Annotated in this window: 23 protein-coding genes; 19 read left to right on the top strand and 4 right to left on the bottom strand. The window is 66.5% G+C overall.

Going from position 1 to position 22,479, the window contains the following annotated elements:
* Window positions 1–160: 160 nt before the first annotated feature.
* The 12 genes from soxX (at window position 161) to CEW88_RS16500 (ending at window position 11,767) form a co-directional block, all read left to right on the top strand.
* Entirely contained in the window at window positions 161–640 is a 480-nt protein-coding gene (soxX, locus tag CEW88_RS16555) for a sulfur oxidation c-type cytochrome SoxX (protein WP_108968986.1), read from the top strand.
* A gap of 13 nt (window positions 641–653) precedes the next feature.
* Window positions 654–1,070: a thiosulfate oxidation carrier protein SoxY gene (gene soxY / locus CEW88_RS16550; protein ID WP_108968984.1), complete on the top strand. Its 417-nt coding sequence runs from the start codon at window positions 654–656 to the stop codon at window positions 1,068–1,070.
* A 15-nt stretch (window positions 1,071–1,085) separates the two neighbouring features.
* Window positions 1,086–1,415 carry a thiosulfate oxidation carrier complex protein SoxZ gene (gene soxZ / locus CEW88_RS16545; RefSeq protein WP_108968982.1) on the top strand — a complete coding sequence of 110 codons (330 nt, stop codon included), beginning with the start codon at window positions 1,086–1,088 and terminating at the stop codon, window positions 1,413–1,415.
* 90 nt (window positions 1,416–1,505) lie between these two features.
* Complete coding sequence (gene soxA / locus CEW88_RS16540) at window positions 1,506–2,360, top strand: sulfur oxidation c-type cytochrome SoxA (RefSeq protein ID WP_108968980.1); 855 nt, start codon at window positions 1,506–1,508, stop codon at window positions 2,358–2,360.
* An 82-nt stretch (window positions 2,361–2,442) separates the two neighbouring features.
* Window positions 2,443–4,140, top strand: coding sequence for a thiosulfohydrolase SoxB (gene soxB / locus CEW88_RS16535; RefSeq protein ID WP_108968978.1), 1,698 nt, complete (start codon window positions 2,443–2,445; stop codon window positions 4,138–4,140).
* A gap of 32 nt (window positions 4,141–4,172) precedes the next feature.
* Window positions 4,173–5,426 (top strand): sulfite dehydrogenase, encoded by a 1,254-nt coding sequence (soxC, locus tag CEW88_RS16530; protein ID WP_108968976.1) that lies wholly within the window; start codon window positions 4,173–4,175, stop codon window positions 5,424–5,426.
* Complete coding sequence (locus CEW88_RS16525) at window positions 5,410–6,636, top strand: c-type cytochrome (protein ID WP_108968974.1); 1,227 nt, start codon at window positions 5,410–5,412, stop codon at window positions 6,634–6,636. Before soxC ends, CEW88_RS16525 begins: the two co-directional genes overlap by 17 nt.
* Window positions 6,637–6,691: 55 nt before the next feature.
* Entirely contained in the window at window positions 6,692–7,117 is a 426-nt protein-coding gene (locus CEW88_RS16520) for a DUF302 domain-containing protein (RefSeq protein ID WP_108968972.1), read from the top strand.
* A 2-nt stretch (window positions 7,118–7,119) separates the two neighbouring features.
* Window positions 7,120–8,334: a 5-aminolevulinate synthase gene (gene hemA, locus CEW88_RS16515; protein WP_108968971.1), complete on the top strand. Its 1,215-nt coding sequence runs from the start codon at window positions 7,120–7,122 to the stop codon at window positions 8,332–8,334.
* 196 nt (window positions 8,335–8,530) lie between these two features.
* Entirely contained in the window at window positions 8,531–9,793 is a 1,263-nt protein-coding gene (locus tag CEW88_RS16510) for a PQQ-dependent sugar dehydrogenase (RefSeq protein WP_108968969.1), read from the top strand.
* On the top strand, window positions 9,790–10,368 hold the full coding sequence (locus CEW88_RS16505) for a c-type cytochrome (RefSeq protein ID WP_108968966.1): 579 nt from the start codon (window positions 9,790–9,792) through the stop codon (window positions 10,366–10,368). The genes CEW88_RS16510 and CEW88_RS16505 overlap by 4 nt, the downstream gene beginning before the upstream one ends.
* A 304-nt stretch (window positions 10,369–10,672) precedes the next feature.
* A complete protein-coding gene (locus tag CEW88_RS16500) occupies window positions 10,673–11,767 on the top strand; it encodes an AbrB family transcriptional regulator (protein ID WP_108968965.1) in 1,095 nt (364 codons plus the stop codon).
* Here CEW88_RS16500 and CEW88_RS16495 read toward each other — a convergent pair.
* Together CEW88_RS16495 and CEW88_RS16490 are read right to left on the bottom strand one after the other, a co-directional pair.
* Window positions 11,764–12,903: a hypothetical protein gene (locus tag CEW88_RS16495; protein WP_108968963.1), complete on the bottom strand. Its 1,140-nt coding sequence runs from the start codon at window positions 12,901–12,903 to the stop codon at window positions 11,764–11,766. The genes CEW88_RS16500 and CEW88_RS16495 overlap by 4 nt on opposite strands.
* Window positions 12,904–12,913: 10 nt before the next feature.
* Window positions 12,914–13,693: an SDR family oxidoreductase gene (locus tag CEW88_RS16490; protein WP_108968961.1), complete on the bottom strand. Its 780-nt coding sequence runs from the start codon at window positions 13,691–13,693 to the stop codon at window positions 12,914–12,916.
* A 188-nt stretch (window positions 13,694–13,881) separates the two neighbouring features.
* On the opposite strand from CEW88_RS16490, the gene CEW88_RS16485 reads away from it, so the two are divergent.
* Window positions 13,882–14,916 carry a Hint domain-containing protein gene (locus CEW88_RS16485; RefSeq protein ID WP_254694468.1) on the top strand — a complete coding sequence of 345 codons (1,035 nt, stop codon included), beginning with the start codon at window positions 13,882–13,884 and terminating at the stop codon, window positions 14,914–14,916.
* A gap of 132 nt (window positions 14,917–15,048) precedes the next feature.
* Here CEW88_RS16485 and CEW88_RS16480 read toward each other — a convergent pair whose 3' ends face one another.
* A complete protein-coding gene (locus CEW88_RS16480; RefSeq protein WP_108968959.1) occupies window positions 15,049–15,312 on the bottom strand; it encodes a Rho termination factor N-terminal domain-containing protein in 264 nt (87 codons plus the stop codon).
* A gap of 88 nt (window positions 15,313–15,400) precedes the next feature.
* On the opposite strand from CEW88_RS16480, the gene CEW88_RS16475 reads away from it, so the two are divergent.
* From CEW88_RS16475 to CEW88_RS16455, 5 genes are all read left to right on the top strand, one after another.
* Window positions 15,401–17,008: a peptide chain release factor 3 gene (locus tag CEW88_RS16475; RefSeq protein WP_108968958.1), complete on the top strand. Its 1,608-nt coding sequence runs from the start codon at window positions 15,401–15,403 to the stop codon at window positions 17,006–17,008.
* A 203-nt stretch (window positions 17,009–17,211) separates the two neighbouring features.
* Window positions 17,212–17,664, top strand: a complete 453-nt coding sequence (locus tag CEW88_RS16470; protein WP_108968956.1) for a GNAT family N-acetyltransferase — start codon at window positions 17,212–17,214, stop codon at window positions 17,662–17,664.
* 3 nt (window positions 17,665–17,667) lie between these two features.
* Window positions 17,668–19,038 (top strand): DUF2927 domain-containing protein, encoded by a 1,371-nt coding sequence (locus CEW88_RS16465; protein WP_108968954.1) that lies wholly within the window; start codon window positions 17,668–17,670, stop codon window positions 19,036–19,038.
* Between the two features lie 8 nt (window positions 19,039–19,046).
* Window positions 19,047–19,214 carry an apolipoprotein acyltransferase gene (locus CEW88_RS16460; protein WP_108968953.1) on the top strand — a complete coding sequence of 56 codons (168 nt, stop codon included), beginning with the start codon at window positions 19,047–19,049 and terminating at the stop codon, window positions 19,212–19,214.
* Between the two features lie 109 nt (window positions 19,215–19,323).
* On the top strand, window positions 19,324–20,508 hold the full coding sequence (locus CEW88_RS16455; protein WP_108968951.1) for a vWA domain-containing protein: 1,185 nt from the start codon (window positions 19,324–19,326) through the stop codon (window positions 20,506–20,508).
* Here the strand turns inward: CEW88_RS16455 and CEW88_RS16450 are convergent.
* Window positions 20,505–21,161 (bottom strand): glutathione S-transferase family protein, encoded by a 657-nt coding sequence (locus tag CEW88_RS16450; protein WP_108968949.1) that lies wholly within the window; start codon window positions 21,159–21,161, stop codon window positions 20,505–20,507. The genes CEW88_RS16455 and CEW88_RS16450 overlap by 4 nt on opposite strands.
* Window positions 21,162–21,265: 104 nt before the next feature.
* Between CEW88_RS16450 and CEW88_RS16445 the strand changes: the two genes are divergently transcribed.
* Window positions 21,266–22,477: a polyhydroxyalkanoate depolymerase gene (locus tag CEW88_RS16445; RefSeq protein ID WP_193989070.1), complete on the top strand. Its 1,212-nt coding sequence runs from the start codon at window positions 21,266–21,268 to the stop codon at window positions 22,475–22,477.
* The last annotated feature ends 2 nt before the right edge of the window (window positions 22,478–22,479 follow it).

Genomic DNA, 22,479 nt, shown 5'->3' with positions numbered 1-22,479 from the left:
GACAGTTACAGGCCAAAGCACAGGCGGCGCCTTGGTTGAGAGGTCCCGAAGGACGGCGCTGTCGGATGGTGTACATATCTTTAAATTCATGGCTATGAATTTGTTGTTGCAAAAACCTTGATGTGTGCCGTAGCATTCAAGTCATGGAAGGGGAGGAGACATGAAAACAACGGTCGCACTTGCGTCCGTCATCGGGATCGTTGCGTCTGCCGTGCTGGCAGACACGACAGATCCAGATGACGTCAGCTTCACCGAATACGGCGAGGTAAAGGTCTCGCTGTCCGGCACCGCGGGCGATCCCGCGAAGGGTGCCGAAATCATGACCACCAGGTCGAAGGGCAACTGCGTGGCCTGCCATGCGGTCACCGCGCTGGCCGACGCGCCGTTCCACGGCGAAGTCGGCCCAACGCTCGACGGCGTCGGCGGATATCGCTCCGAGGCCGAGCTGCGCGGCATCGTCGCCAACGCCAAGAAGATGTTCGACGGCACGGTGATGCCCGCCTTCTACAAGACCAGCGGCTTCATCCGGCCCGGCGACGGCTACACCGGAAAAGCCGCGCCCGATGACCTGCCGCCGATCCTTTCCGCCCAAGAGGTGGAGGACGTGGTGGCCTTCCTGATGACCCTTCAGGACAGCTGAGAGAGGAGACGGCATGAGCCTGACCAGACGAGACACCTTTGGGCTTGCCCTTGGCGCCATGGCGCTGACGGTCCTGCCCTTCCGCGCCAATGCCTCGGTCGACGACCTGATCGCCGAGTTCACCGGCGGTGCCGACATCGGCGACAGCGGCGTCGAGCTGACCGCGCCGGAGATCGCCGAGAATGGCAACACCGTGCCGATCAGCGTGGATGCGCCCGGCGCGTCCGAGATCCTGGTGCTTGCCGCCGGCAACCCAACCCCCGCCGTCGCCACTTTTTCCTTCGGCCCGCTGGCCGGCTCGCGCATGGCCTCGACCCGCATCAGGCTTGCCGGCACGCAGGACGTGATCGCGGTGGCGAAGCTCGAGGACGGCAGTTTCGCGCGCACCGCCAAGACCGTGAAGGTCACCATCGGCGGCTGCGGCGGCTAAGAGGAGACAAGACAGATGGCATCCGGAGTGAAACCCCGCGTCAAGGTTCCCAAGTCCGCGTCCGCGGGCGAGGTGATCACCCTCAAAACACTGATCAGCCACCCGATGGAAAGCGGCCAGCGCAAGGACAAGGAGGGAAACCTGATCCCGCGCTCGATCATCAACCGCTTCACCTGCGACTTCAACGGCCAGAACGTCATCGACGTGAAGATGGAGCCAGCGATTTCGACCAACCCCTACTTCGAGTTCGAGGCGCTGGTGCCCGAGGCCGGGGAATTCACCTTCACTTGGTACGACGATGACGGCTCGACCTACACGGACACCAAGCCGATCGAGATCGCCTGATACACGGCGGGACGCCCGGAGAGGAGCCGGGCGCCCGATACCGTCTTGCCCGTTCCCATGCCGGCCGGGCCAACTTGAGGGAGGAGACACATGACACGCAAGGCGATTGCGCTCACCGCGCTCGCCCTGCTGGCCGCACCGCTGGTGGTGCTGGCTGGCGGGCCGGATGACGACGAGCTCGTCATCAACGGCGAGATCGAGATCACCACCAAGGCCCCGGCCCCGGCGTTCCTGTCAGACGTAATGGACGAGGTCATCTCGGGCTGGCACTTCCGCTCGGACGAGACCCAGGCGCTGGAGCTCGACGACTTCGACAACCCCGGAATGATCTTCGTCGATCAGGCCCGCGAGCAATGGGATATGGTCGACGGTACCGAGGGCGAGAGCTGCGCCTCCTGCCACGGCGCACCCGAGGAGATGGCCGGTGTCAAGGCCAGCTATCCCAAGTGGAACGACGCGGCCGAGGAAGTCCGAACCCTGCAGATGCAGGTCAACGGCTGCCGCACCGAGCGCATGGGGGCCGAGCCCTGGAAATACGACAGCGCCGATGCGATCAACATGGAGGCGCTCTTGGCCTCGGTGTCGCGCGGGATGCCGGTCGACGTGGCCATCGACGGCCCGGTCGAGGCGGTCTGGGAGCAGGGCAAGGACCTCTACTACACCCGCACCGGCCAGCTCGAGCTTTCCTGCGCCAACTGCCACGAGCAGAACTACGGAAACTACATCCGCGCAGACCATCTCAGCCAAGGCCAGATCAATGGGTTCCCGACCTACCGGCTGAAGAACGCGGCCCTCAACGGGGTGCAGTCGCGCTTCAAGGGCTGCGTGCGCGACACCCGCGCCGAGACCTATTCGCCGGGCAGCCCCGAGTTCATCGCGCTCGAGCTCTACGTCGCCTCTCGCGGCAACGGCCTGTCGGTCGAAGGCCCCTCCGTCCGCAACTGATCCCAGCCCCGCGCGAGATGCTCGCGCGGGGTTTCTCTCCCCACACGAATTCACGAATTTGAATGCGTACAAGGATACCCCGATGATCTCCCGACGTGATTTCCTCCAGGTCTCCATGGCTGCCGCAGCGGCCTATGGCGGCTCCGGCTTCGGCAACTGGGCACGGCTCGCGGCGCAACAGCGCCTGACGCAGGACGACCTGCTGGCCATGCCAGCCTTCGGGAATGTCTCGCTGATCCACATCACCGACATCCACGCGCAGCTGAAGCCGATCTATTTCCGCGAGCCTTCCGTCAACATCGGCGTCGGCGGCAACCATGGCGAGGTCCCCCACCTCACCGGTGCCGAGTTCCGCAAGATGTACGGCATCGAGGACGGATCCCCCTCCCACTACGCACTCTCCTCGGGCGATTTCACCGCCCTCGCCCGCGGCTATGGCCGTGTCGGCGGCATGGACCGGGTGGCGACCGTGGTGAAACAGATCCGCTCCGAGCGCCCGGACGCGCTGCTGCTCGATGGCGGCGACACCTGGCACGGCAGCTATACCTGCTACCAGACCGCCGGGCAGGACTGCGTCAACGTGATGAACCTGCTGAAGCCCGACGCGATGACCTTCCACTGGGAGTTCACCCTCGGCTCGGAGCGGGTGCGCGAGATCGTCGAGAGGCTGCCCTTCGCCGCGCTCGGCCAGAACATCTTTGATGCCGAGTGGGACGAGCCGGCCGAGCTGTTCCAACCTTACAAGTTCTTCGAACGTGGCGGCGTGAAGATCGCCGTCATCGGCCAGGCGTTCCCCTACTTGCCGATCGCCAACCCATCTTGGATGTTCCCCGAGTATTCCTTCGGCATCCGCGACGCGCGCATGCAGGAGATGGTCGACGAGGTCCGCGCGGCCGGCGCCGAGCTGGTCGTGGTGCTCAGCCACAACGGCTTCGACGTCGACAAGAAGATGGCCGAGAAGGTCACCGGCATAGACGTGCTGCTCTCGGGCCATACGCACGACGCGTTGCCCGAGCCGGTGCTCGTGGGCGAGACGATCCTGATCGCCTCGGGCTCCAACGGCAAGTTCGTCTCCCGCGTCGATCTCGACGTGCGCGATGGCCGGATGATGGGGTTCCGCCACAAGCTGATCCCGATTTTCTCGGATGTGATTGCCGCCGACCCCGAGATGACCGCGCTCATCGACGCGCAGCGCGCGCCCTATGCCGAGCAGCTGTCCGAGGTCATCGGCCATACCGACACCACGCTCTACCGCCGGGGCAATTTCAACGGCACCTGGGACGACCTGATCTGTGACGCATTGCTGACCCAGCGCGACGCGCAGATCGCCCTTTCTCCCGGCGTGCGCTGGGGACCATCGCTGCTCGAGGGCGATCCGATCACCCGCGAGGATCTGTGGAACGTCACCTCGATGAGCTACCCCGAGGCCTATCGCTCGGAGATGACCGGCGCGTTCCTGAAGACCGTCCTGGAAGACGTCGCCGACAACATTTTCAACCCCGATCCCTACTACCAGCAGGGCGGCGACATGGTTCGCGTCGGCGGGCTCGGCTACCGCATCGACGTGAGCGCCCCGGTGGGACAGCGCATCTCGAACATGACGTTGCTGGGGACCGGCGAGGCGATCGACCCCGCGAAGAGCTACACCGTCGCCGGCTGGGCCAGCGTCAACGAGGCCACCGAGGGCCCGCCGATCTGGGACGTCGTGGAAAGCCACATCCGCAGTTTGGGCCGCGTGCAGCTGGACGAGAACACCTCGGTCGAGGTGGTTGGCGCATGACGCAGGACCCCAAAAGAACAAAGGAGGACAAAATGAGCGAGCCGAAGACATCGCGCCGTGCCTTCCTGAAGGGGGCCGCCACCGTGGCCGTGACCGCAGGGGCCGCGCGGGCCGCAGAACCCGATCCGCTGATCACCGAGGTGCAGCCCTGGGCGCAGGGCCTCGGCGACGGCGTCGATGCCACCCCCTACGGGCTGCCGATCCGCTTCGAGGACGACGTGGTGCGCCGCAACGTGCCCTGGCTGACTGCCGACCCGATCAGCTCGATCAACTTCACCCCGATCCACGCGCTTGATGGCACGATCACACCGCAGGGCTGCGCCTTCGAGCGGCACCACTCGGGCGCGATCGAGCTCAGCAAGAGCGATTACCGCCTGATGATCAACGGGCTGGTCGATAGACCGCTAATCTTCACCTACGAAGACCTGGAGCGCTTCCCGCGCGAGAACCACGTCTACTTCTGCGAGTGCGCCGCGAACACCGGCATGGAATGGGCGGGCGCGCAGCTCAACGGCGCGCAGTTCACACACGGCATGATCCACAACATGGAATACACCGGTGTGCCGCTGCGCACCCTGCTGCGCGAGGCAGGCCTGCCCGCGACCACCGACAAATGGGTCTATGTCGAGGGCGCAGATGCCTCCTCCAACGGCCGCTCGATCCCGATGGACAAGGCGCTCGACGACGTGCTCGTCGCCTTCAAGGCCAACGGCGAGGCCCTGCGCAAGGAGCACGGCTACCCGGTGCGCCTCGTGGTGCCCGGCTGGGAAGGCAACATGTGGGTGAAATGGCTGCGCCGCATCGAGGTACTGGACGGCCCCGTCGAGAGCCGCGAGGAGACCTCCAAGTACACGGACACGCTGGCCGACGGCACCTCGCGCAAGTGGACCTGGGTGATGGACGCGAAATCCGTCGTCACCTCGCCCAGTCCGCAGGCGCCGATCAAGCACGGCCACGGCCCGCTGGTGATCACCGGCCTCGCCTGGTCCGGCCACGGCAGGATCACCCGCGTCGACGTCTCCACCGACGGCGGTCGTAACTGGCAAACCGCGCGGCTTGCCCGCGAGGGCGAGAACAAGGCGCTCACCCGCTTCTACCTCGACACCGAATGGAATGGCGAAGAGATGTTCGTGCAGTCCCGCGCCATGGACGAGACCGGCTACGTGCAGCCCACCAAGACGCAGCTGCGCAACGTGCGCGGAGAGAACTCGGTCTATCACAACAACTGCATACAGACCTGGTGGGTCAAACCAAACGGGGAGGCCGAAAATGTCGAAGTCTCTTAAACTCTACGGCAGCGTCTTCGGCGGCATCGCGGTCACCCTGACCTTCGCGGTCAACATGGCCGACCGTTTCGTGGCTCAGGCGCCCGCCGACCTGCGGAGCCTGACCCCGCTTCAGCTCGCCGCGCCGCCTTCCCCTGCGGGCGGCCTCGTCGCCGCCGCCGGGGCCGGCGAAGCGCCCAAGGACGACCCGCTCGGTATCGGCCGCGAAGCCCTGCCCGAGGAGATCGCCGCCTGGAACCTAGACGTCTCGCCCGACGGCACCGGCCTGCCGCCCGGCAGCGGCTCGGTCGAGGATGGCGAGATGCTCTTTTCCGAGAACTGCGCCTCCTGCCACGGTGAGTTCGCAGAAGGATCGGGCAACTGGCCGAAGCTGGCCGGCGGCGAGGACACGCTGGCCAACAAGGATCCGGTGAAGACCGTGGGCAGCTACTGGCCGCACCTGTCGACCGCCTGGGACTACGTGCACCGCTCGATGCCCTTCGGCAACGCGCAGTCGCTGGAGCCGGACGAGGTCTATGCCATTGTCGCCTACATCCTCTATTCGAACTTCATCGTCGACGAGGACTTCACCCTCTCGAACGAGACCTTCTCCGAGGTGGTCATGCCCAACGAGGGCGGCTTCATCGTCGATGACCGGCCCGAGACCGAATACCCGCAATGGACCGGCGAGCCCTGCATGACGGATTGCAAGGAGAGCGTCGAGATCACCATGCGCGCCACCGTGCTCGACGTGACCCCGGACCATGGCAGCGACGAGGCTGCGGCTGAGCCTTCTGCAGAGGCCCGCGGCGAAAAAGTAGAACTGGCCTCTGCCGTCACTAGTACCGAGGCCGCAGGGGTCGCAACGGATGCCGCAGCCGAGCCCGCGCCCCCCCTTGCTGCCGCCGACCCCGAGTTGATCGCCGCCGGAGAGAAGGTGTTCAAAAAGTGCATGTCCTGCCACGCGGTGGGCGACGGGGCGAGGAACAAGTCCGGCCCCGAGCTCAACGGCATCGTCGGACGCGGCATCGGCTCGATCGACGGCTTCCGCTACTCCAAGCCCTTTGAGGAGGCGCACGGCGCAGGCGAGACCTGGACCCTCGAGCGGCTGCACGCCTTCCTCGAGAAGCCCAAGGAGGCGATGAAGGGCACCAAGATGTCCTTCCCCGGACTGCGCAAGCCCGAGGCTATCGACGCGGTCATCGCCTATCTCTCGACCTTCGCCGAATGACGGACTGCCCGGCCGCGGAACTCCGCGGCTGGGCCTTGCACCACGGAGACCCGCCATGCTCAGAACGCTTGCCCTGCTGATCACCCTGCCGGCCGCCGCCACGGCGCAGGAGGTCATCACCCACGCCTATGACGGCAGCTTCGAGGAGGCGACTTTCGCGCTCGAGAATGCGATCATCGGCGAGGGGCTGGTGGTCGATCACGTCAGCCATGTCGGCGAGATGCTGGCCCGGACCGGCGCCGACATCGGCGCCGAGACCCATCTTTTCGATGCCGCCGACGTGTATCTCTTTTGCTCCGCCACCACCTCGCGCGAGGTGATGCAAGCGGATCCGGAAAACCTTGCGTTCTGCCCCTATGCGATGTTCGTCGAGAGCCGGGGCGCCGAGACCAAGATCGGCTACCGCAGCTTTGCACGTGAAAGCATGGCGCCGGTCAACGCGCTGCTCGCCCGCATTGCCGGCGCCGCCACGGAGTTCTGAGCATGTATGATGCCTTGTTCCGCGACCAGCTCGACAGGCTCAAGGCCGACGGCAACTACCGCCATTTTGCCGAACTGCAACGTCTACGGGGGGCGTTTCCCGCTGCCACCCACCACGGCGCGCACCGCGAGGTGACCATCTGGTGCTCGAACGACTATCTCGGCATGGGCCAGCACCCGGCGGTGCTTGAGGCGATGCACACCGCGCTTGAGTCTTGCGGCGCTGGCGCGGGCGGCACCCGAAACATCTCTGGCACCACCCACGAGCACGTGCTGCTCGAGGCGGACCTGGCCGAGCTGCACGGCAAGCAGGCGGCGCTGCTTTTCACTTCCGGCTATGTGTCGAACTGGGCCAGCCTCGGTACGCTCGGCGCGCGCATTCCGGGTCTGGTTATCCTGTCTGACGCGCTCAACCATGCCTCGATGATCGAGGGCATCCGGCAGTCCAAGGCAGAGCGGGTCATATGGAGGCACAACGATCTGGCCGATTTGGAACGCCACCTCGCCACCCTGCCTCTCGACCGGCCCAAGCTGATCGCCTTCGAAAGCGTGTACTCGATGGATGGCGACATCGCTCCGATCGCTGGGATCTGCGCGCTGGCCGAGCGCTACAACGCGATGACCTATCTCGACGAGGTCCATGCCGTCGGCCTTTACGGACCGCGCGGCGGCGGCATCGCCGAGCGCGAAGGCCTGATGGACCGCATCGACGTGATCCAGGGCACGCTGGGCAAGGCCTATGGTGTGGCCGGTGGTTATATCGCCGCGTCGGCGACGCTCTGCGACTTCATCCGCAGCTTCGCCTCGGGCTTCATCTTCACCACCGCGCTGCCGCCCGCCGTCGCCGCAGGAGCCCGCGCCGCCGTGGCGCACCTGAAGCGCTCGCAGCGCGAGCGCGCCGCGCAGCGCCGCGCGGTGGCCAGCGTGCGCGAGGGGCTCGACCGGATCGGCGTGCCGCATCTGCCGAACCCCAGCCACATCATCCCGGTGATGGTCGGCTGCCCGCAGAAATGTCGCTACATCTCGGACCGGCTGCTCGACGAGCACGGCATCTACATCCAGCCGATCAACCATCCCACGGTGCCGCGCGGCACCGAGCGGCTGCGCATCACCCCCGCGCCGGTCCATTCCGCCGAGGACATCCGGCGGCTTCTTCTGGCGCTCGAGTCGCTTTGGGCCGAATGCCAGCTGGCGCGGAGACCTATGGCGGCGCAGTAAGGCCGAACGGTTTCCGACAAGAGCGCCGCGTGCCGCGCAGCGCTCTCTTTCGGCATCAATGCTTCACTTTAAATGCACTTTAGAATTGCGGGAATTCGTTGACGAATCGCACATTGGGCCCGCAGCTTTCCTGAGGTCCTCCCGGAGGAACTCCGTCAGCAGGCGGAGTGTGGAGGGCTGATTTAGGGAGGAAACCATGAAAGCCAATCATTTCGTTTCAAATCTTCTATTTTCCACCATCCTGACGACGCCGGTCGTTGCGCAGGACAATATGGACAAGCTGTCCAACATGCAGCGGACCGATGCCGCCTTCACCTTCATCGACCAGGAGGGCGAACGCGCCGACGCGCTGAAGGAAATCCTGCCGCATATCAACGTCCCCGACGGCTTCGAGGTCAGCCTCTACGCCGTGGTGCCGGATGCCCGCTCGATGGCTGTCGCGCCGCAGGGCACCGTCGTTTTTGCGGGCACCCGCAAGGACAAGGTCTGGTCGATCGTCGACCGCGACCGCAACCGCGTGGCGGATGAGGTGAAGGACTTCGCGCCCTCGGTCACCTTCGACGTGCCGAACGGGCCGTGTTTCTCGCCCGACGGTTTCCTCTATATCGCCGAGCGCAACCGGGTGCTGACCTTCCCGGCGGCGGAGTTCTTCTTTGAGGGGCCGGACCCCGCGGTGGGCGAGGTGATCGCCAAGGGCGAGCTGATCCCCGCCGAGGAAGAGAGCTTCAACCACACCGCCCGCGTCTGCCGCGTCGGGCCGGACGGCAAGCTCTACATCTCGCTCGGCCAGCCGCACAACATCCAGCCCAAGGACAAGCTGGAGATGTACGACAAGATGGGCATCGGCGGCATCATCCGGGTCAACACGGACGGTACCGGGCGCGAGGTCTACACCCGCGGGATCCGCAACTCGGTCGGCCATGACTTCAACCCTGCCGACGGCTCGCTGTGGTTCACCGACAACCAGGTGGACGGCATGGGCGACGATATCCCGCCGGGCGAGCTGAACCGCCAGACCGAAGCCGGGCAGCACTTCGGCTTCCCCTGGACCAACGGCGGCACCGAGATCCCCGACTACAAGGACGTGGAGCGTCCCGAGGGCGTCGAATTCGTCGAGCCGCAGGTCAACATGCAAGCGCATGCGGCAGATCTGGGAATGCGCTTCTACACCGGTGGCTCGTTCCCAGACAAATACAAGGGCGGGATCTTCTCGGCACAGCACGGCTCGTGGAACCGCACCGAGCCGGTCGGCGCTCGGGTGATGTTCACCTCGCTCGACGAGGAGGGCAACGCCGCCAACACCGAGGTCTTCGCCGACGGCTGGCTCGACGAAGAGACCGGTGAATATCGCGGACGCCCGATGGACGTCGCCTTCCTGCGCGATGGCTCGATGCTGGTGTCGGACGATTTCGCCGGGGCCATCTGGCGCATCGCCTTCGCTCCCAAGGCGGCCGAATGAGGGCTGTCGCCTCGATGATCCTCGGCGGGCTGATGCTCGCCGGGGGCACCCCGCTCTCTGCCGGTGATCCGGCGGCGGGCCGGAAAGTCGCCAACATGTGCCGCACCTGCCACGGCATTGATGGCATGGCACAAATCCCCATCGCGCCGAACATCGGCGGCGAGCCCGAGACCTATCTCGAGAGCCAGCTCATGGCGTTCAAGAGCGGCGCGCGCGAGCACGAGATGATGTCGGTCGTCGCGGCGGGCCTCACGGCGCAGCAGATCGCCGATGTGGCCGCCTGGTACGGATCGCATAGCGCCAGCGCCAGCTTGCCCGAGGGGGTGAGCGAGGCAGATGCACCCGAGGCCTGCGTGTCGTGTCATGGGGCAGACGGCATCGCCCTGCTGCCCGAGGCGCCGAACCTCGCGGGTGAGGTCAACATCTACATCGACACCCAGCTCAAGGCGTTCAGGACCGGCAAGCGCAAGCATGACATCATGTCCTCGATCGCCGCCGAGATGACCGACGAGGACATCCGCGCAGTGGCCGACTGGTACGCGGCGGTGAAGCTGGAGATCGACGGGCCGGAGTGATCCGCTGCAAGACCCGGTCTCTCGGGAGGTCCCCGGCCGGTGCCTGCCCGGCACCGATGCGGCCCAAGAAAGCCCCTTGCCTCAAGGCGCCGCCAATACGCCTTGAGGCACCGCAATCGCATGCCCCTCGCTATCCCCTCTGGACATTCGGCGCCCGATCCGTTTCCTGAAGGGCGCAGATCGGCGCCGCGCGCCCTGACCCAAGCGCAGGACGTGCCCCGCCTCCGCGCCCCGAGCCTCCGGGCTCTCCCCGGCCTCGACCGCTCCGGCGGGCGCGCCCATCCTTGTTCCGAGCGGAGGCCGCATGGCCCGTCCCACCCACTCCCGCCTGCTGGCGTGGCTCGCAGTCTTCCTGCTCTCGGTGGTCCTGGGCGCCGGGCTCGAGCTGCTGCACGTTCCCGCGGCGCTGCTCTTGGGACCAATGATCGCCGCCATCGCGCTGGCCTCGAGCGGGCTGGCGTCGGGCCCGCGCGCCATCGCAACGCCGCGCCCGCTCTTCGAACTGGCTCAGGCAGCAGTGGGCACGATGATCGCCGGGCAAATCCCCGCCTCGGTGCTGCCGGAGATTGCGCAGGACTGGCCGATCTTCGCGCTCGGGGTGGTTTTCGTGATCGCGGCCGCGGCGCTTCTTGGCTACGTGCTGGCGCTCAGGCAGGTGCTGCCGGGCAACACCGCGGTCTGGGGCGCGTCGCCCGGCGCGGCACAGGCGATGGTCTTCCTCGCCGAGGCGCATGGCGCCGACATCCGGCTTGTCGCCGTGATGCAATACCTGCGGGTGGTCATGGTCGCGGCGGGCGCATCGCTGGTGGCGCGTGTCTTCGTCGGCGCGCCGGAGATGGCCAGCGACCCGGCCCCCTTGTTCGCAGTCCCGGACCGCGGCCTGCGCGACGCACTGATCGTCATGGCGCTTGGCATCGTGCTGACCCGGATCACCCGCATGCCGGCAGGCACCTTCCTGATCCCGCTGCTTCTGGGCGCGGTGGCGAACGGGCTCGGGTGGCTCGCGCCGGTGACGCCGGGCTGGATGATGGCGCTGGCCTACGCGGTTATCGGCTGGACGATCGGGCTGCGCTTCAGCCGTGACATCCTCCGCCATACCGCGCGCGCCCTGCCGAGGCTGGTGATCTCGGTGCTGTTGCTGATGGCACTCTGCGGGCTGATGGCGGCGGCACTGGTGGTCTTCGCCGGGGTCGACCCGTTGACCGCCTACCTCGCGACCAGCCCCGGCGGCGCCGATTCCGTTGCCGTGATCGCCGCCGCCAGCAACGTCGACATGGCCTTTGTCATGGCCATGCAGACGCTGCGCTTCATCATCGTGCTCGCCACCGGGCCGATGATCGCGCGTTTCGTCGCCGCACGGGTCGAAGCCAGGCTCCCTGCCCTGAGGCGAGACGCCTAGGCGCTCAGTGCGAAAGTCGCCTCCGCGACGTCGCGGCCGTTGACCTGCACGATCACCGCATGGGGACCGGGATGCAGCCGAAAGGTCGTGGCATCGCCCTTCATCCGGTGGTGCTTGTCCAGCCGCAGCGGTGTGCCGGGCAGGAGCCGGGCCGACTTCAGCTTGAACACTTTCTCTGCGCTGCCGCCCGGACGGTGGAAGCGCAGGCGGTAGTCCACCAGCACTGGCCCGCCCTCGGGCGAAACCAGCTCGACCGCAAAGCCCAGCCTGTCGCCAATCTTCACATCCGCGGAGGAAAGCGTCACCCGCGCCGCCACCGGCAGATCCGGGCGATAGCCGAGCAGAGCCAGGGCCTCGGGCTCGCCGCGCTTCACCGCAGTGCGCAGGGCGTGGCGGGTGATCCAGTCCATCTCCCTGGGTGCCTGCCGCGCCTCCTCCTGCCATCGCCCGAGGCGGGTGAGCACCTCGCCCGGTGCAATCTTCGACAGATCGTTGAGGTGGTTGGCCACCGAGCGCGTGACAAAGCGCGTCTTGTCCGCATGCAGCGCGTCGAGGTAGCGCAGCGGCACCAGCGGATCGAGGCTGATCCCCATGCCCCAGGGCAGCTTGGGCCGGGTGCCCTCGGAGACCAGCCTCCGCACATGGTAGTTCGGATCCGCGACCCAGTTGTCGAGCCGCGCCAGCACGTCGGCCTGCCAGCGGTTGAGGAAGGGTCGCAGCGCAAATTCCATCGAAAAGCGCTGCGTGGCCGCATGGATCAGGTCCAGCGCCCGCTCGGGATACGCCATGCCATGCTTGACCGCCAGAACGCCCGGCACCGCATGGATGAACCGCCCGAAGTCGTCGTCGCCGAGCGTGGGATCGAGCGGCTCCGGCAGGGCTGCTTCGACCTGTTCCGCCATTTCGGGAAATCCCGAAGGAAGCTGCTCGGCCAGCGCCTCGGCCAGCACCTCGAGCCGTGCGTGCACCCCGAGGCCGGCGAGCCGGGACAGGGAGGTCTCGACGAAACGTTCCGCGTCGAAGCCGGGCAGCACCGAGAAATCGCGCCCCAGATCGGTCAGAGACTGGCGGTGGAACAACTGGTCGGCGAGCGAGAATCCCGCTCCGCCGCCCTGCCCGTCGGGTCCTCGTGCCATGGCTCTTCGCTCAGATCGTCGCCAGCGTCTCGCCGCCGTCGAGCACGATGTTCTGCCCGACGATGAACCGCGCATGGACCGAGCAGAGATAGGCGCACATGCGCCCGAAATCCGCGGCCTGCCCGTATTCCCGCGTCGGGATCCCCGCCGCCCGCTCGGCGCTGATCTCGGCGATGGGGCGGCCGGTTTTCTCGGCGTCGTGCTTGTCCATCTGCACGATGCGCGCGGTCTCATGCACGCCCGGCAGCAGGTTGTTGATCGTCACGCCCTTTTCGGCCACCTGGCGCGAAGTGCCGGCCACAAAGCCCGTGAGCCCCGCCCGCGCCGAGTTCGAAAGGCCGAGCTGCAGGATCGGCGCCTTGACCGAGCGCGAGGTGATGTTGACGACCCGGCCCCAGCCGCGCTCCATCATCCCCGGCAGCAGCGACTGCATCAGGGCGATCGGGGTGAGCATGTTGCCGTCAAGCGCCTTGAGAAAATCGGTGCGGTCCCAGTCGCTCCATATCCCCGGAGGCGGACCGCCCGCGTTGGTCACCAGAATGTCGGCCCCGCGCGCCACCTCGAGCACCTGCGCCCGGCCGTCCTCCGAGACGATGTCGGCCGCTACGGTGGCCACCTCGACCCCATAGGTGGCGCGGATCTCGGCGGCGGTCGCCTCGAGCGCCTCGGCGCCACGCGCGTTCATGACAAGGTTGCAGCCCGCTTCGGCCAGCGCCTCGGCACAGCCACGCCCCAGCCCCTTCGACGAGGCGCAGACCAGCGCCGTTTTCCCCGCGATCCCGAGATCCATCTTCTTCTCCCTGTGCACTCTGCCGGCAAAACGCCGGGTCCGGGGCCATATGATGACACATTCCCCTGAGAGACAATGGCGTGTAGGCTGAGACCGCCTCGGGGGACCGCGTCGCCCGGGGCAATGTAGGAGCGGGCGGAGGCATTTCGGGAAACCCCGAAAGACCCGTGCGAATGTAGAGACGAGTGATGGCAGAGGCCCTTTCCAGTGCGATGCCCGGCGCCGCCCGCCCGGCGCACAGCGTGACCGTATACCGCGGCAGAGATCTGCGCGTGGTCAGCGGCGCCAACCTCGGCGATGCGCTGACCTTTGCCGAAGAGCTGCAACCCGACGATGTCTACGCGCTCTCGCCCCTTGCCCGCCCGGCGCGGCTGAACCTCTTGCCCGCCGCCGCCTCACCCTTCGAGATCGCCCTCGGCAGCGAACTGGGTCGGCGCGGCGCCGATCTGCACCTCGACGCCTGCCTGACCTTCATGAGCCGCGACGGCGCCATCACCGAGGCGCTGGCACTGGTCGAAACCTGCGCCGACGGGCTGGTGACCGAAGTCTACTTGATGCCCCTCGCGGCGATGCAGCCGCGCAAGGACTACGCGCTGATCGGGGTCAACCGCGACACGGCGCTGGCCCGCTTCGCCCAGCTTGCCTGCGTGTCTTTCACCGCCGGCACGTTGATCACCCTCGCGTCCGGCGCGCAGTGCGCCGTGGAGGACCTCCGGGTCGGCGACCGGGTGCTGACCCGCGACGACGGCGCGCAGGAGATCCGCTGGATCGGCCACCAGACGCTGCGTGCGGTCGGTGCTTTCGCGCCAATCCTGATCCGCGCCGGCACGCTCAACGCCGCCCGAGACCTGCTGGTCAGCCCCGACCACCGGCTTTTTGTCTACCAGCGCCGCGACCGGCTCGGCGCCGGCCGGTCCGAGCTGCTGCTGCGCGCCCGCCACCTGATCAACGGCGAGACAATCCTGCGCCGGGAAGGCGGCTTCGTGGACTACTACCAGATGCTCTTCGACCATCACCAGATCATCTACGCCGAGGGTATCGCGGCGGAATCCATGCTGGTGGACACCCGCACGCGCGCCGTGCTGCCAGCCGAGCTGTCGGAACAGGTGAGCGCGCTGCTGCCGCGGCACAGCGCCTCGGATCAGCCGGAGCTGGAGGTGCAGGAAACGCTCCTGCAGCGGCCCGACGCGGCGGAGATCCTGCGGCAATCGTCGGCGGGGTGAGCTGACCCATCTGCCCCGTCGCGCGGCGAGCGTCTCCTCTGAGTTATCTTTGCCCCGAAGGCTGCGCGCCGGGCCGCCTTCGGACTTTTTCTCTTTGCGAATGCCCGCCCGAGCGGACCACACACCCAGATCCTAGTGGGAACGCAGGGCGTCGATCAGTTCAGCCTTTGTCATCTTCGAGCGCCCGTCTATGCCGATCTCCTGAGCGCGCTCGTAAAGCTCCGCCTTGGTCCAGTCCTCGTAGGGGGGCGCCTTGCCGCCCTTTTCGGACGGGTGCATGTCGGGATTGGCCTTGGCGTTGGAAATGCGCGCCGCTTTCTCCTCCGAGTAGCCCTTGTCGCGCAGCGTCTCGTAGAGGTCGGGGTCCTTGATCGACGGGGCGTGGTCCTTGCTCATCCGGGGTCTCCTTTCAAAGCCTCAACCGCCGCCGGCGCGGCGCGGTTCCCCATAGACAAAACCCCCGCCCGCACCTATACGCGCGCTCATGCTGGACACCGCTTCGAACCGCCCCACCCTGCCGCCCGAGATCGCGCGGCGCCGCACCTTCGCGATCATCTCGCACCCGGATGCGGGCAAGACCACGCTGACCGAAAAGTTCCTGCTTTTCGGCGGGGCGATCCAGATGGCCGGACAGGTCCGCGCCAAGGGCGAAGCGCGGCGCACACGCTCGGACTTCATGAAGATGGAGCAGGAGCGCGGCATCTCGGTTTCCGCCTCGGCGATGTCCTTCGAGTATGGCAACTTCCGCTACAACCTCGTCGACACGCCCGGCCACTCGGACTTCTCGGAAGACACCTATCGCACGCTGACGGCGGTGGATGCGGCGATCATGGTCATCGACGGCGCCAAGGGCGTGGAAAGTCAGACCCGCAAGCTCTTCGAGGTCTGCCGCCTGCGGGACCTGCCGATCCTGACCTTCTGCAACAAGATGGACCGCGAGGCGCGGGATACCTTCGAGATCATCGACGAGATCCAGGAAAACCTTGCTATCGACGTGACACCCGCCAGCTGGCCGATCGGCATGGGCCGCGATTTCGTCGGCTGCTACGACATGATCCACGACCGTCTGGAACTGATGGACCGCGCCGACCGCAACCGGGTGGCGGAATCGATCAAGATCAGCGGCCTCGACGACCCCAAGCTCGCCGAACATGTGCCTGCCGACCTGCTCGAGCAGCTGCGCGAAGAGGTCGAGATGGCGCGCGAACTGCTGCCCGCGCTCGACCCGCAATCCGTGCTCGAGGGGCATATGACCCCGATCTGGTTCGGCTCGGCGATCAACTCCTTTGGCGTCAAGGAACTGATGGACGGCATCGGCGAACTCGCCCCCGAGCCGCAGCCGACCTCGGCCGATCCGCGGCAGATTGCCCCCGACGAGAAGAAGGTCGCCGGTTTCGTCTTCAAGGTGCAGGCCAATATGGATCCCAAGCACCGCGACCGCGTCGCCTTCGTGCGTCTGTCGTCGGGCCATTTCGAGCGCGGCATGAAGCTGACCCATGTGCGCACCAAGAAGCCGATGGCGATCTCCAACCCGGTGCTCTTCCTCGCCGCCGACCGCGAGCTGGCGGACGAAGCCTGGGCGGGCGACATCATCGGCATTCCCAACCATGGACAGCTGCGCATCGGTGACACGTTGACCGAGGGCGAGACGCTGAAGGTCACCGGCATTCCGTCGTTTGCTCCGGAACTGCTGCAAAGCGTGCGCGCGGGCGATCCGATGAAGGCCAAGCATCTGGAAAAGGCGCTCTACCAGTTCGCCGAGGAAGGTGCCGCCAAGGTCTTCAAGCCGTCGATCGGTTCGGGCTACATCGTCGGCGTCGTCGGCGCGCTGCAATTCGAAGTGCTGGGCGCGCGGATCGAGCAGGAATACTCGCTTCCGGTGCGCTTCGAGCCCTCGCAGTTCACTTCGGCGCGCTGGGTGCACGGCGAGAAGGCGTCGGTCGAGAAGTTCGTCAACGCCAACAAGCAGCACATCGCCCACGACAATGACGGCGACATCGTCTACCTCACGCGCATGCAGTGGGACATCGACCGGGTCGAGCGCGACTATCCGGGCGTGACCCTTTCGGCCACCAAGGAGATGATGGTCTGAGCCGGCTGTTGCAGCGCTGCACAGGTTAAGCTGCTGACCCAAGGTCACTTTCCATTTTCGGACGCCGCGAAATCACAATTTCGCGGCGTCTTTCTCTTTCGCGGGACAAACCCGGGGCCGCTCCGGCTATACTGGCGCAGCAGAGGGTGCGAAGCCCCGGGCAGTTCACGATAGATAAACCAAAAGAAACGCATAGAGGCAGCATGTCCCAAGACTCCCTGACCATCCGGCCGCTCGAGGCCGGGGACGAGGCCGCGTGGCGCGCGCTCTGGACCGGCTATCTCACCTTCTACGAGTCCTCCGTGCCCGAGGAAGTCTATGCCAGCACCTTCGCGCGTCTCTTGGGCGACGATCCGCAGGATTTCCACGGGCTGCTCGCGCTGGTGGATGGCGTGCCTGTTGGGTTGGTGCATTACGTCTTTCATCGCCATTGCTGGCGGATCGAGAATGTCTGCTACCTGCAGGACCTCTACGCCGCGCCCGAGGCGCGCGGGATGGGCGTCGGAAGGGCGCTGATCGAGGCGGTCTATGCCGCCGCCGATGCGGAAGGCGCACCTTCCGTCTACTGGATGACTCAGGAATTCAACGCCACCGCACGGCAGCTCTACGACCGGATCGGCACCGTAACCCCCTTCGTCAAATACCAGCGGCGCTGAGCGATGCGGCGGCTGGTCTTCTTCCTCGGCCTGCTGATCGGTGCCTGCGCGCCGATGGCGCCCGAGAGCGTCAGCCGTGCCGCTGGCCCTGCCACCGTGGCACCCGAGGTGAGCCCGCCGCTCGCCAGCCGCTTCGGCGCGCCCAGCCCGTTGCCCCCGCAGGCCGGCAACGCGCAGATCGCGCGGGACATCCTCGATCTCGCCTTCTCGCTGGAGTCGGGGCGCGCGCTGCCAGTCTTCAGCCGCTTTGAGGGACCGGTGACCCTGCGGGTGGCAGGCACGGCCCCGACAAGCCTTGCGCCCGATCTCGACCGGCTGCTGCGCCGACTGCGCGAGGAGGCCGGGATCCACATCACCGAGGTGAAGCGCGGAGAGGCGAACATCACGCTGGTCCCGGTGCCGCGCGAGAAGATCCGCAAGCAGCTGCCGCAGGCAGCCTGTTTCGTCATTCCCGGTGTCAGTTCTTGGAGCGAGTATCGCCGCGCGCAGAACGCCGGTGAGGCGAGCTGGACCGAGGTGCGCGAACGCGAGACCGCCGCCGTCTTCCTGCCCTCCGACGCCGCGCCGCAGGAAATCCGTGACTGCCTGCACGAGGAGATCGCGCAGGCGCTCGGCCCGCTCAATGACCTCTACCGGCTCGGCGAGAGCGTCTTCAACGACGACAACGTGCATACCGTGCTCTCGGGCTACGACATGCTGGTGCTGCGCGCCTTCTACGACCCGGCGCTGCGCTCGGGGATGGCGCGCGCCGAGGTGGCCGCCGCCCTGCCCGCGATCCTCGCAAGGCTCAACCCGGCGGGGCAGGACGTGCCCGACCGTCGCCTCGCGCCCACGCCGCGCGCCTGGGTGGAGGCGATCCAGACCACGCTCGGCACCTCCGAGCCGCTGCCGCGGCGCCGCGCCGCCGCAGAGCAGGCACTGCGCCTCGCCCGCGCCGAGGGCTGGACGGATCACCGTCTCGGCTTCACGCATTTCGCCCTCGGCCGGCTGCTGGTCAGCGACGAGCCGGCGCAGGCCGAAACGCAGTTCCGCGCCGCGCTGCGCATCTTCTCGACCCTGCCTGACGCCCGGCTTCACGAGGCCTATGCCGTCGCCCAATTGGCCGCGCTGGCGCTCAGGACCGGCCGCCCCGAGGAGGCACTGGCGCTGACCGCCCCGCAGGAAGCCGTGGCCCGCCGGCACGAGAACGCCGCGCTTCTGGCCAGCCTTATGACCCTGCGCGCCGAGGCGCTTGATGGGCTTGGGCGCAGCGCCGAGGCCGCCGCGCTGCGGCTGGACTCTCTGGGGTGGGCGCGCTACGGCTTCGGCCCGGACTGGGACGGCGGTGCGCAGGTGCGCAGGCGGGCCGCCCTCGACCCGGTGCAAGGGAGCTGAGGAACCACATGATCGTCATCGCGGGAGCCATTCTTGGCGCCATCATCGGCGGGATGACCGCCGCGCGCCGCAAGGGCAACAAGGCGGACATCGCGCAATTCGTCGCGGTCTATGGCATCGCCTTCTCGCTGGTTGCGCTGATCCTGACGATCTTCGTGGAAAAGCTGGCGTTCTGAGTCCGGCGACTGGGCTTTCGGGCGCACCCCTCGGCGTGTTTTGCAAGAGAAGAAGACCCGGGTTGAGGCTCCCTGCAACGCGCGGCATCATCCCGCGCGGAGGTGGCCGATGTTCCTACGATTTTTCGAAACCTTGAGAACGGCGCAGGTGCCGGTCTCCCTGCGCGAGTTCCTGAGCTTCCTCGAGGCGCTGAAGGCCGGACTCGCGCTGTACGACGTGACCGGTTTCTACTACCTCGCGCGCAGCGTGCTGGTGAAGGACGAGCGCCATCTCGACCGTTTCGACCGCGCCTTTGCCGAGGCCTTCCGGGGGCTCGAGGCGGTGTCGCTTGATGACATGCTCGAGGCGCTCGACCTGCCCGACGATTGGCTGCGCAAGATGGCCGAGAAACACCTCACGCCCGAGGAGCGCGCCGAGATAGAGGCCCTGGGCGGCTTCGACAAGCTTATGGAAACCCTCAAGGAGCGGCTGCGCGACCAGCAGGGTCGACATCAGGGCGGCAACAAGTGGATCGGCACCGCCGGCACCTCGCCCTTTGGGGCCCATGGCTACAATCCCGAAGGGGTGCGCATCGGCCAGGAAGAAAGCCGCCACCAGCGGGCCGTGAAGGTCTGGGACAAGCGGGAGTTCCGCAATCTCGACGACCAGGTCGAGCTGGGCACGCGCAACATCAAGGTGGCGCTAAAGCGGCTGCGGGCCTGGGCGCGGGACGGGGCGGCCGAGGAGCTCGACCTCGACGGCACCATCCGCGCCACCGCCGAGCACGGCTATCTCGACGTGAAGACCCGCCCCGAGCGGCGCAACGCGGTGAAGGTGCTGCTGTTTCTCGACGTGGGCGGCTCGATGGACCCGCACGTGAAGGTGGTCGAGGAGCTCTTCTCGGCGGCGCGGGCCGAGTTCAAGCACCTCGAGCAGTACTACTTCCACAACTGCCTCTATGAGGGCCTCTGGCGCGACAACAGGCGGCGCTGGGATGCCCAGATACCAACCTGGGAGGTGCTGAACACCTACGGCCCGGATTACAAGTGCATCTTCGTCGGCGACGCCTCGATGAGCCCCTACGAGATCGCTGTGCCGGGCGGGGCCAACGAGCATTGGAACAAGGAGGCGGGCGAGGTCTGGCTGCGCCGGGCGCGAGCGCAATGGCCCGATCACCTGTGGATAAACCCGGTGCCCGAGAAACACTGGGGCTACACTCGCTCCATCGACATGATCCGCGAGATCTTCGAAGAGCGCATGGTGCCGATGACGCTGGAGGGGATCGCGCGCGGCATCCGCGACCTCGCGCGCTAGAATTCGACCTCGAGTTCGACGATCTCGTCAGGCTCGGCCAGCGCGCCTTCTGTCCATTCCTTCATCGGCGCCCAGTCGAGAATGGTCTCCATGTAGGGCTGGAGCCGATCCTCAAGCTGCACCGCGTAGGTCCGGAAGCGGGTGCAGACGGGCGCGTACATGGCATCGGCCACCGAGGGTTTCGCGCCGAAGAGGAACGGGCCGCCATAGGCATCAAGGCATTCGTGCCAGATCACCTTGATCCGCTCGACGTCGGGCCGCGCGCCGGAGAAGATCTTGAAGCTCTGGTGCCGTGCCTTGAGGTTCATCGGCAGCGCCGAGCACAGGTTGTAAAATCCCGAGTGCATCTCGCCCGAAATCGAGCGGCAATGCGAGCGCGCAGCGATATCCTCGGGGTAGAGACCGGCATCGGGAAAAATCTCGTTCAGGTACTCAGCAATGGCCAGCGTGTCCCAGACTTGCACCCGCCCGTGGATCAGCCGCGGCACCCGCACCGTCGGCGAGAGCAGCAGCAATTCCTGCCGGGCGGTGGCGTCGGAGGTATCGACCATCTCCTCGCTGAAATCGAGCCTCGCCATGCGGCAGAGCAGCCAGCCGCGCAGCGACCAGGACGAGTAGTTCTTCGATGAAATGGTGAGCGTTGCTTCCGCCATGACTGCCCCTCGGTGCTGCCTCTCGACGCGAGACCTCATTTTCTTGTCGCATCGGGCGCATCGAACTGGCTAGCCTTTTCGCGAGGCAGGGAAGGGAAAACGACGTGCTCTACGCCGGATACCAGGGACTTGATGATTTTATCGCCCCTTTCCGCATGGCGGCGATGCAGGGCCTCTATTTCATGCCGCGCCTCAACGGCCCTTTTGCCCAGCTGACCCGCCACAACGCCGCGGCGCTGGAGATGCTCTCGCGATTCCGGCTGAGCCACGACCGCCCGGCCTTCGGCCTCTCATCAGTGAGGGTCGACAATCGCGATGTGCCGGTGGTCGAGGAGGTCGCGCTCGACCTGCCCTTTGGCACGCTGCTGCATTTCCGCAAGGACATGGACACGCCGCAGCCCAAGGTGCTGGTGACCGCGCCGCTCTCGGGCCATTTCGCCACGCTGCTGGCAGGCACGGTGAAGATGTTGCTGCGTGACCATGACGTCTTTATCACCGATTGGAAGAACGCCCGAGATGTGCCTCTTTCCGAAGGGGATTTCGGTGTCGAGGACTATATCTCCTACGTCATCCGCTTTCTCGAGGAGATCGGCCCCGGGGCGCATATCCTCGCGGTCTGCCAACCTTGCGTGCAGGCGCTGGCGGCGGTCGCCGTCATGTCCGAGGACCGCAACCCGGCAACGCCGCTCTCGATGACGCTGATGGCCGGGCCGGTGGACGTGCGCGAGAGCCCCACGATGGTCAACGATCTGGCCAACCAGAGACCCATCGAATGGTTCCAGCGCAATGTGATCGCCCGGGTCCCCTGGCGCTATGGCGGCGCCGGGCGCAAGGTCTACCCGGGCTTCGTGCAGCTCACGGCCTTCATGTCTATGAACATGGACCGGCACCGCGCGACGCATCGGAAGCTTTACGATCACATCCTTGCCGGGGAGACCGAGAAAGCACACAAGATCAAGGAGTTCTACGACGAGTATTTCGCCGTGCTCGACCTGACAGAGGCGTTCTACATCGAGACGATCGAGCGCATCTTCCAGAGGGCCGAACTGGCCACGGGCGCGCTGAGCTACCGCGGCCGCAAGGTCGACCCTGGCAAGATCCGCCACACCGCGCTGCTCACCGTCGAGGGCGGCCGCGACGACATCTGCGGGCTCGGACAGACCTCGGCCGCGCATGACCTCTGCGCGTCGCTACGCCCGCATCTCAAGCGCCATCACCTGCAGGCCAACGTCGGGCACTACGGCGTGTTCAACGGCCGCAGGTGGGAGACCGAGATCTACCCGGTGGTGCGCAACATGATCCTCGCCATGGAGTGACC

The sequence above is a fragment of the Alloyangia pacifica genome (assembly GCF_003111685.1).
Taxonomy (GTDB): Bacteria; Pseudomonadota; Alphaproteobacteria; order Rhodobacterales; family Rhodobacteraceae; genus Salipiger; species Salipiger pacificus_A.
The sequence above is the reverse complement of the archived record's forward strand: the minus strand, read 5'-3'. Positions and strand labels throughout refer to the sequence as shown.